We start from the raw sequence: 10,698 nt of genomic DNA, 5'->3' as shown, positions 1-10,698 counted from the left end.
AGCAGTAAAGGTTTAAGCGTTGTTATGACTATTAGTGCTGTAGATTTAACCGAACATGTTATTAAACCGACCCTCGAGTATTTGGGCATGCACTCACCAGCCGCTGAGAGGTTACTACTAGGCACCGCTGCTCAGGAATCTAATTTTGATCCTTTTTATCAACAGTGTGAAGACAATAACCAAGGTATCGGCATTTACCAGATCACTTCGACTCAACATCGCATTATATGGGATCAGTATTTAGCCTTTCATCCCGACCTGGCCAGTAAAGTTCGAGGCCTTGCCAGCCAGCATCAATTTTTAAACGACCCGGATCAAGAGTTAAAAATCAATCTGGCTTATAGTACGGCTATTGCCTGGGTTATTTATTTACGGTCTGAGCACCAACTACCTTCGGCTGATGATATTGATGGTCTGGGGCATTTTTGGGAGCAGAATTTCTGTCATCAAAACCCCTGCCACGCCAAAGATTTTTCTCGCTGGATTAATCGCTACGCTGCCTAACGCTTGTTTTTAGGCGCTTTGCAAAGCCCCCTCTAGACTAATCCCTATATCCCGCATCTTGGCTAATTTATAGCGCAATGTCCTTGGGCTTATGCCTAATTTTTCTGCTGTTTTTTTGCGCGAACCGCCTTCGCTTTTTAGGGTATTGACAATAATTTCAAATTCACGGCGCTGTAAGTCATCTTCCAATATATTATTGTTCGCCGATAAAATTTCTTCCGCTTCAGCGGCTGATGATGTACCCAAATTAATGGCTTGGCTATTAAATGGATTTAGCCGCAAATGGAAATCTGAAATAACCATGCCGGGCTGCATAATTAATGCGCGCTGAATAACATTGTCCAATTCACGAACATTGCCGGGCCATTGATGGCTATTTAGAGCCTGTATCGCTGTTTGATCAAGGTCAACCGGTGTACGACCCATTTTGGTAGTGTGTATGGTTAATAATTTTTTCGCTAAGGGCTCTATATCCTGCGTACGCTCGCGCAAAGGTAACCACTGCAACGGAAAAACACTTAAGCGATAAAATAAGTCCTCGCGGAACCGGCCGGCCTGTACTTCTGCTGCCAACTGTCTATTGGTGGTAGCAATAATTCGAACATCCAGATCAATGGTTTTACGACCGCCCAAGCGCTCTACTTCACGCTCTTGGATCACCCGCAAAATTTTTGCCTGCAAACCGACATCCATTTCTGAAATTTCATCTAGCAGTAAAGTACCGCCATTGGCCTGCTCAAATTTACCCGGCGCGCTGTTATAAGCACCTGTAAACGCACCCTTCTCATGGCCAAACAACATGCCCTCTAACATATTTTCAGGAATAGCCGCGCAGTTAATGGCGACAAAAGGTCGCTGTGCACGGGTTGATTGCTGATGAACATAACGGGCCAATACTTCTTTACCGGTTCCTGATTCGCCGCAAATCAATACGGTGGAATCTGTCTCTGCTACGCGTTTAGCCAATTGCAATAATTGTAAACTGGAAGGTTCAACCGCAATCGGTTGATCTTCGGCATTGACACTGGCTACACCAACATAACGACTAACCGTTTCTACCAAAAGTTGAGGTTTAAACGGTTTCACCAAATAATCGACAGCACCATGTCTAATCGCTTCAACCGACGCACTAACACTACCATAGGCAGTGATTAGCAATACCGGTAATTGTGGATATTGCCGGCGAATTTGTTTTAATAAGCCCAAACCATCCATTGCTCCCATATTGATATCTGAAACCACCATATCCAGGGCCTGATCGGGAATAATCGCTAATGCTTTTTCAGCACAATCCGCCTGAACCACTGAACAGCCGGCAATCTCCAGCGTATCCACCAAGGCTTCTCTTAAATCATGATCATCTTCAACAACCAAAACCATGGCATTTAGCTTGATTGGCGGGTGACTCATCGCATAACTCCGTCATTATCAACAGACTGATCACTGATTTTAGTGGCATCAGTCAGATCGTTAAAGATTGGCAGCGTTAACACGGCTGTGGTTCCTTTGCCGGCTTTGGAACGAAGTTCAAACCCACCATGATGAGCCTGAGCAACCGCTTTGACTACAGTCAGGCCTAAGCCTGTTCCCTGCGACTTGGTGGTAAAGAAAGGTTCTTGCAGATTTTTTAATACCGACGGTTCAATACCGGGGCCATTATCCGCAATCATTATTTGCAAATGCTTATCGTCTACAGTGCTCACTTTAATCGTCATGTCTACACCGCTACCGACTGACTGGATAGCGTTGTTAATCAAATTCATTAGCGCGCCAACCATACTATCGCGATTACATTGAATCATCGCCTCAGCACAATCGTTAGTCATGCTATAACTGGAATCACTGTTTTTAATAGAGACCTCCATAGCCGCCTCCAGCTGGCTGAGCAATTCACTGATAGCCATGGTATCGGTTAGCTTTACATCACCTTTAACAAAGATCAGCATATCTTTGACCTGTTGATCTAGGTGCGTTAAACGTGAAAGAATTTTTTCGGAAAACCGCCGGCTTTGGTCCTGAGTCAAATCCGAATCACAGAGGTGTCCGGCATAAAGCATGGCAGCAGAAAGCGGCGTGCGGATTTGATGAGCGACTGATGACATCATCCGACCCATCTCTGATAAACGACGATGACGATCAAGCCGGCGCTGTAATTCACGCGTTTCGGTCAGATCGGTCAGTAGAATCAGCTGACCCGGCTCACCCTGCATGGAGCGGGTAACCATGCTGATACGACGGCCATCTTTTAAGGAAATCTCATGACCATCATCGACTTGCGGGGCAAAAGATCGATGAATCACATCTCGCCATATTTCACCGAACAAAGGTTCACCTAAAAAATCCTCTGCCGCCGGGTTACAAGAAGTGACCACCCCCTTGCTATCCAGTACTACAACACCGGCCGGTAGTAAATGCAGCAGGCTTTCTAAACGGTTACTGACACGCTCTTTTTCCTTTAGCTCTTGTAAGCGCTGCTCGGCAACTTGATGAAGCTCTTGATTAAGCGAACCTACCCGCTGTTCCATTGCCTGATAGGTTTCCGCTAATTGCGCCGATACGCTATTAAAAACCTCAAAGGCTGACATCAGTTCTTCACGACTGCGGACAGGCTGTGCGGTATCGCTATCAACACCCTCTGCCGACTGGGCGACAGACGTCTTTGCAACTATAGGCTGGCTATTTTCAATAGCAGGGGATGACATAGCTTATTTCTCTCAGCAGAATTTTGACAATATTCGAGCTTTTGAGAGCTGTTGCAAACACCGTGCCGATTTAAAAATATCATTTAAAACAGAGGCTTAGTTATCCAGACAGCGGATGCAGTCAAGGAATTGGCAAGTCGAAACCAAGGCTTATTGGGCCATCAGATAACGGTCCTTGCTCAGTAGGCGTGATCAGAAGGGATGATTACTTACGCTGAAGATCGTATTTACGCATTTTCTCGACCAGCGTGGTACGGCGAATTTTTAGCTTTTCAGCAGCTCGGGCAACGATACCCGTACTGTCATCTAGGGCTTGCTGGATTAAACCGCGTTCAAGGTTGGTCAGATATTCTTTTAGATCAATACCATTGACCGGCAATAATGCAGTGCTTTCCATGGTTGCCATAGTGGGCATACCGTCGGACTGAGCCGATGCCGGAATAACCACATCTTCATCAGCCTCATCCACATGGCGGAATTTTTTCGGCAGTTCTTGCACCCCAACCACACCATAGGGGTGCAGAATGGCCATACGCTCTACCAGATTGGCCAGCTCTCTGACATTACCGGCCCATTCATGACGACATAGGGACATAATAGCGGCAGAGTTAAAACGAATGGAGCCGCGCTTTTCATTTTCCAGACGGGTGACCAATTCGTTTAACAATAGCGGAATATCTTCAACCCGCTCGCGCAGTGGCGGCATCTCGATGGGGAAGACATTAAGGCGGTAATAAAGGTCTTCGCGGAAACCGCCATCTCGAATCATATCTTCAAGCTGACGATGGGTAGCCGTGATAATTCGTACATCGGTTTGAATGGTTTTATTACCACCGATACGCTCAAAGCAGCGCTCCTGCAGCACACGCAGGATTTTAACCTGCATATCTAACGGCATATCACCGATTTCATCGAGAAATAAGGTGCCGCCCTGAGCCATTTCAAAACGCCCCGCCCTAGCGGTCACCGCACCGGTAAATGCACCTTTTTCGTGACCAAATAACTCGCTTTCCAGCAACTCGCGAGGTATTGCGCCACAGTTGACTGGAACAAAGGGCATATTGCGCCGATGGGAGTTGTAATGCAGTGTTCGGGCAACCACTTCCTTACCAGTACCCGATTCGCCGGTAATCAATACGGTGACATCTTTATCTGCCACCTGCGCCATCATTTCACGCACCTTCTGGATTTCACGGCTGGTGCCTACCAGGCTGCGAAATAACTGTACATCCCGCTGTTGAACACGGCCAGCATTGATATCGTACTGTTCCCTGTAAACCTGAGCGCGGTGCAGAGAATCGATAAATTTGTTATAGCTGGGCGGGAATTCCAACTGCGCAATCACCTTGTGCTGCAAATCGATATCCTCGACTTGATCCAGCTGATGCTCTCCCATCAGGATAATCGGGCAGGAACGATCCCACTGCTGTGTTTCTTGCAAACGTTGTTCAAGCGGGGAACCGCCGTTTTCACCAAAAACCAAGGCTTTGATCTGACGGGTGTTTTCCTTGGCCGCATCGCTGTTGGATACTTCTGCCCACTGCTGGCAGGAAAATGTCAGCGGGTTTTCACCTAAAAAATCTAAAATTACCTGCGCATCATGCCGACGCTGGTCATTATCGTCGATAACGATAATATTGTTGTCTTCCCACATGGATTGAAACTCTTGATATCTAACTATCTATCTATGCCAAAAAAGGGATATTTAGTTAAAGTTATTGTTAAAATTGTCAGCTTTTTGACTAAGCACTACTTTAACACGTAAAACGACCTAAATGCGCCAATTATTTTTGACAGGTCAAATTTATGGCGCATAAATTAAGATCTACAGGCTTAAATTGTTAGATTATTTGGCACTTAAGTAGCTAAAATTTCATCTCAACCGATGGCAGTTACCTCTCAATTACCATTTGTTGCAGATTTAAAGCCACTCGGTACGATTGGCATAACCTAGGCTCGCCTGCGGCAATCCGCCCATTGGCTATTGCAGCAGCCCATAACCAAGAATGGCCGGAAAACCGGCCATTGGAACACTGACTCATCAGTTGATCGCGTCTAAGCCTTAAGCAACGTCTTCTGCGATACCATCCCAGCCAGCCTTGATCGTACTCATCAAGGTCATCACTTCATCAACAATCTCTTCACTGCTACCGATATTGGCCGCCAATAAACGGCGCTGTATATAGTCATAAAGATCATCAAGGTTAGCGGCTAGCTCGCCATCGACTTCTTTATTCAAACTATCACGCAAACCGCCAACGATGGTAATTGCCTTGCCAATAGCCTCACCCCTATCGTTGACTGCGCTGCGCTGAATAGCGCCTTTGGCTTGAGCCAAACGCTGTAACACCCCTTCCATTAACATCTGTATCAAGCGATGCGGGGAGGCATCTTCAATACCTGAGTGAGTACTCACCTGCTGATACTGGGCTGAAGCTTTATTGAGCATAAGCGGTAATCCTGTGGTTAATAATGGCGGCCTGAAATATCTCTACTGCTGCTAACTATCGGACGACCATCCAATTACTTTAGCTAAATTTGAATCCTGCTTAGCTTTCCAACCACCGGCAAATAACTGATTATCAATTATTTTCCCTATGCAAAAGGACTTCAAACCAATTCTCTAGGCAGGATATATTTGATAATTACAAGTTTTGAATAAAAAGGTTAAAGATAACTAAAAGTGCGCCGATAGTCTCTCTGAGGACAATTAAAGGAAAACTGACCATGCCACAGATTATTAATACCAATATTGCATCTCTAAATGCTCAGCGCAATCTGGAGATATCGCAAGGGGCCATACAGACCTCGCTAGAACGTCTGTCTACAGGCCTTCGAATCAACACTGCCAAGGACGATGTGGCGGGGTTTGCCATGGTCGATCGATTCACCTCACAAATCCGAGGTCTGAATCAGGCCGCTCGCAACGCCAATGACGGTATCTCGGTATTGCAAGTGGCTGAGGGTGCGATGGGAGAGAGCATCAACATCCTGCAGCGTCTGCGGGAGCTGGCGATCCAAGCTACCAATGGTACTTATACCGTTGCCGATAGAGATAATTTCAACAAAGAGGTTGCTCAACTGCAACAAGAACTTACTCGAATTGCCGATACCACTCAATTCGGCACACAGAGACTGTTAGACGGCTCATTTGGTCAGCAAAGCCTGCAGATCGGTGCGAACGCTGAAGAAACTATTGATATTAATTTAGGTTCAGGTTTTGCTGCTGAGGATAATTCAGGTGGTTTTGCCGTTACTGCTGAAAAGCTAGAGGGCTTTTCAGACAAATCCAGAACAACTAGTTTTACAGCGAACCCAGGTGATTCAATCACCCTGTCTGCTATTGGTGGTAGCTCTAAAACGATCAGCTTAACTGATGGTATTAGCGCCAGAGATCTGGCCACAGCCTATAATGGACTGGCCGAACTCTCTGGCGTTAAGGCGACTACGGAAATAAATATTGGCAATTTCCCAACCTCAGCCGGGGATGTTATTAGTATCATGGTGGGTAAAATTACCTTTAGTGCCACTGCGTCAAGTGGCAACTCGTCAGCTGATATAGCCACAAAGTTGCTAACAGATCTTGAGCAAAAAGGTGGTCCTCCCACCGGTGTGACCATCACTGCCGATGGTAGTGGTGGTCTTGATATCATTGATACGGACGGTGACAATCTGGCATATGAACTGGACCTCACTAGCAGTAGCAAGATAACTATAAACGACGTTGAATTTGGAGGTGGAGGTGATTTTGAAATTACTCTAATCCATACAGGTAGTTTGGATTTCACCAATGCAGTTAGCACTCGAGACATTGAGCTAGAATTTGCTGGCATTGTTAGCGGTGGCGCTATTACTTTAGGTGACCCGTTAAGCGTCGCTTCTATCGATTTATCTACGGCAGAAGGCGCCCAGCAGGCCATAGGTATAACCGATGCCGCGATCACCACCATCAATAATAGCCGGGCCGACATAGCTGCGATACAAAACCGGCTTGAATCAACCATTTCGAACTTAAGCAATATTTCCGAGAATATCTCTGCAGCACGCTCCCAGATACAGGATGCTGATTTTGCCGAAGAAACAGCCAACTTGACCCGTAACCAGATTCTACAGCAAGCAGGTATTTCGATACTGTCACAGGCTAATGCGCTTCCGCAGCAAATTCTGGCTTTATTGCAGTAGCATTAGCAATCAGTAGCCCACGGATGCAAAGGTAAATAACTATGCTTAACAACATTGTTGATAGTCTGCAGGCGACGATAACCGCCCAAACTGCCAAGCCAATGCCATCTACCTCAGCTGAATTGGCACAAGCTGAACAGACTGAAGTCGTTGACCCGCAGCAACTGCAAGAAACTGCCAGCAAACTGACTGACTATTTTCACAACTTACAACGAACGCTATCTTTTAGTGTTTCAGATGAAACTGGGGCTATCGTCATTCAAGTTTACGATTCTGAAACGGAAGAGTTAATTCGAGAAATACCAACGGAGGAAAGCATTAAACTGGCAGCCTTTATGGAGCAACATAACACCAGCCTATTTCTAGACGAGCAAGCTTAAGTCACATAAAGAGGGCTGACATCAACCGGCCATCTGATTGACCCCCTTCAAACCATACTGGCAAGAAAAGCACCACAAGCCAATCTTATGGCACGATATATGCTCAATTTCATTTAAATCTTATCCACGTCAAACTTTCGGCTAAGAGTTGGCAGCGATATCTATTGAGAACGAGTAAATAATCATGGCCTCTATTACTTCATTGGGTGTTGGTTCAGGTTTAGATTTGGACAATCTGATTAGCAACATTCTTAGCGCTGAACGAGCACCAGCAGAAAACCGGCTTAACCTCCAAGAAACTGAGACTCAAGCCAGTATTTCAGCTTACGGTAGTTTAAAAAGCACTCTGGCCAACTTTCAACGCTCGCTGGACAATCTGGCTGATGCTGATTTTTTCTCCAGCCGAAAAACAACTGTCAGTGATCCGGAATCTTTCACCGCGATGGCAGATTCCAATGCTGAATCTGGCAGCTACAATATCCAAGTAATGGCATTAGCTAAGGCCAGCAAATTAGTCAGTACAGCTAATTATGATAATCCGAACGCCACTGTGGGTGAAGGCATACTCACTATAGGGTTGGTTGGTGGCAATAGCTTTGACGTTACTGTAGCTGCTGACGACAGCCTGGCTGACCTTGTCGATGCCATCAATAACGCCGCAAGCAATGTCGGCATTACCGCTAGCTTGTTAACTATTGATCTCGATACCAGTAATAACAACACCAATACTGAAATTGTATTGACATCTGATAACACTGGTGAAGCCAATCAAATCACCATCAGTGTGGTTGATACCGGTGATGGTGACAATATCAATGACAACGGTTTATCACAATTTCACTTTGCCGACAGTGGCCTCAATGCGACTGGCAACCAACTGACTAATGAAAGCACCGCCCAAGATGCACATATCACGGTTGATGGTTTTAATACCTATAGCTCAAGCAATGTATTTGATAGCGTAATCGATGGCGTAACAATAACTGCCGTCAGCGCTGATAATGACCCGCTAAACCCCTCCACGGCGAGACTTGATATAGCTGCTGATAACACAGCAGTAAAATCTGCAATAACCACCTTTGCGGCAAGCTATAACGAGCTGATGATGGTGATAAACGAACTGACCGACTACGACACTGAAACTGGGGACCGCGCGATCCTTGGCTCGGATTCAAGCGCACGTCTTATCGAACAACAGCTGCGCCGCATTATGACCAGCACTATCGAAGGCGCACCTGAAGATTTTAATCACCTGTCTTATCTTGGTTTTTCAACAAACCGAGATGGCACCATTAGCTTGACCGAGGAATCAACCAATAGCTACACGGCCAACCTCAACGATGCTCTATCTGCAAACTTTGATAAGTTTGGTAGCTTATTTTCTGGTGAGAATGGCGTAGCAACACAGCTGAATGCGTTGCTAGATTCTTTTTTACAGTCCGGCGGTACAATTGCTACCAGAGAAGCAACCCTGAAAGAAGAATTGAATGTTATTGAGCAGCAACGGCTTGATCTTGAGTTTCGACTGGAAAAAATCGAAGCACGCTATCGCTCCCAGTTTGCAGCTTTGGATCTTCTTGTCGGTCAACTTAACCAAACCGGCAATTTTCTCAGCGAACAACTCAAAGCCTCCGCCGGCATTATCAGCAGTATTGACAATGATTGAACCAATAGACCAAACCGATATCGGCGTTAGCTGGTATAAAATTCTGCAATTAACTGAGCAGTTCAAGCAGCTGACTGATGAGGGCTTATGGCCGGAAGCCTCTGCATTAGCGGTATTAAGGCATAAAACCATTACCCAACATTTTCAGCACTATCCGGTGGGACCAGCAACGGCTGAATTTTACGTTCAGCACTTAAATAATTTTATGCACCAAGAAGAGCTATTAAAACAACAGGCGATCAAGGCTAGAAAAATGGCTATGAAAGAAGGCATGATTATCAATACCAATAAAAAAGCGATTAATGCCTATAATACCCAAGCCTGATATCAACCCATCCATTATCAATCTTTCCGCTAGCGCAAGAAGTTAAACAACGATAGATTGCTAATCTTGGCAAAGCTTTGCTGTGCAGCTTGCAGGGTAAAGCTTTGCAGACTCAAGCGACTTAAGGCCTCGGTATAATCTAAGTCACGTAATTCCGACAGCACTTGCTGATTAATTATTTGAGTTTCTTCATGAAGTGATCTGACACTATCAAGAGTGTTCTGTCTGGCGCCTATTTGTGCTTTTATACTGGACAGATTATCTTCAGCAGCGTCTAGGTTGTTCAATGTACTTGCCAGAACCTCATCTAGAGTCAGCCTGTCAGCCGGAGAATTAGACAAGCCTTTTAAGGCCTTTGACAGTTTGGCTACCGTCGTTAACAACCCTTGCTTCTCAGTCGTATTAACGTAAAAACGGTCGCCGTCGGCCGGAGTGCCAGTCACGGTAATGGACCAACCCAGGTTTGTGATATCTGGCATTGCCGGTGACGTATCAATGGTATTGGCGTCGATCGTCATGGGACTACCCGTATCCGGTATAGGGTTTGCGTTAATTGGTGTACCCAAAACACCGTTATTTGCCAGAAAATCAGTTCGGCTATAGATATTATAAGAACCCCCAGTGGCGTCATCATAGACAACGATATAATCCTCTGAGTAGGCATTACGCGCATAATTGGTTTTTCCGTCAGTGGCATCAATAGTCTTATCGATATGGCTAGCGGTAATAGTCGCATCTGAATTATTACGTGACTCAACGCTGGTAGCCATGACTTTTGAAGCCGAATCTATATCCATAAACACAGACTGACCGCTATCGCTTGTCGCAATCTGGGTGGAATTAGAAATTTGCATCAAAGGTTGACCATCATCACCCTGATAAAGATATTCACCGGCTTCAGTTTTAACAAACGGTTGTACCTCGCCTTGATAACCGGCA

At 45.6% G+C, this 10,698-nt stretch carries 10 protein-coding genes; 5 read left to right on the top strand and 5 right to left on the bottom strand.

Annotated elements, in window-relative coordinates:
* On the top strand, window positions 1-504 hold a 504-nt coding region (locus AACP44_RS07070), incomplete at its 5' end, for a hypothetical protein (RefSeq protein WP_339339775.1).
* A 9-nt stretch (window positions 505-513) separates the two neighbouring features.
* Here the strand turns inward: AACP44_RS07070 and AACP44_RS07065 are convergent.
* From AACP44_RS07065 to fliS, 4 genes are all read right to left on the bottom strand, one after another.
* Window positions 514-1,914, bottom strand: a complete 1,401-nt coding sequence (locus tag AACP44_RS07065; protein ID WP_339339774.1) for a sigma-54 dependent transcriptional regulator — start codon at window positions 1,912-1,914, stop codon at window positions 514-516.
* Entirely contained in the window at window positions 1,911-3,206 is a 1,296-nt protein-coding gene (locus AACP44_RS07060) for an ATP-binding protein (RefSeq protein ID WP_339339773.1), read from the bottom strand. Before AACP44_RS07060 ends, AACP44_RS07065 begins: the two co-directional genes overlap by 4 nt.
* 205 nt (window positions 3,207-3,411) lie before the next feature.
* Window positions 3,412-4,860, bottom strand: a complete 1,449-nt coding sequence (locus tag AACP44_RS07055) for a sigma-54 dependent transcriptional regulator (RefSeq protein ID WP_339339772.1) — start codon at window positions 4,858-4,860, stop codon at window positions 3,412-3,414.
* 408 nt (window positions 4,861-5,268) lie between these two features.
* A complete protein-coding gene (gene fliS, locus AACP44_RS07050) occupies window positions 5,269-5,655 on the bottom strand; it encodes a flagellar export chaperone FliS (RefSeq protein WP_339339771.1) in 387 nt (128 codons plus the stop codon).
* Between the two features lie 278 nt (window positions 5,656-5,933).
* Here fliS and AACP44_RS07045 point away from each other — a divergent pair, with 278 nt between their 5' ends.
* The 4 genes from AACP44_RS07045 to AACP44_RS07030 all read left to right on the top strand — a co-directional run bounded on the left by AACP44_RS07045 (window position 5,934) and on the right by AACP44_RS07030 (window position 9,759).
* Window positions 5,934-7,388: a flagellin gene (locus AACP44_RS07045; RefSeq protein WP_339339770.1), complete on the top strand. Its 1,455-nt coding sequence runs from the start codon at window positions 5,934-5,936 to the stop codon at window positions 7,386-7,388.
* Window positions 7,389-7,429: 41 nt separating this feature from the next.
* Window positions 7,430-7,768, top strand: a complete 339-nt coding sequence (locus AACP44_RS07040; protein ID WP_339339769.1) for a flagellar protein FlaG — start codon at window positions 7,430-7,432, stop codon at window positions 7,766-7,768.
* A gap of 184 nt (window positions 7,769-7,952) precedes the next feature.
* The gene (gene fliD, locus AACP44_RS07035) at window positions 7,953-9,434 is read left to right on the top strand and encodes a flagellar filament capping protein FliD (RefSeq protein WP_339339768.1); all 1,482 of its coding nucleotides are present in this window, start codon (window positions 7,953-7,955) and stop codon (window positions 9,432-9,434) included.
* Complete coding sequence (locus tag AACP44_RS07030; protein ID WP_339339767.1) at window positions 9,427-9,759, top strand: hypothetical protein; 333 nt, start codon at window positions 9,427-9,429, stop codon at window positions 9,757-9,759. The genes fliD and AACP44_RS07030 overlap by 8 nt, the downstream gene beginning before the upstream one ends.
* Window positions 9,760-9,788: 29 nt before the next feature.
* Here the strand turns inward: AACP44_RS07030 and flgL are convergent.
* On the bottom strand, window positions 9,789-10,698 hold a 910-nt coding region (flgL, locus tag AACP44_RS07025), incomplete at its 5' end, for a flagellar hook-associated protein FlgL (protein WP_339339766.1).

This window comes from uncultured Oceanicoccus sp., assembly GCF_963968385.1.
Classification (GTDB): domain Bacteria; phylum Pseudomonadota; class Gammaproteobacteria; order Pseudomonadales; family Dasaniaceae; genus Oceanicoccus.
The sequence above is the reverse complement of the archived record's forward strand: the minus strand, read 5'-3'. Positions and strand labels throughout refer to the sequence as shown.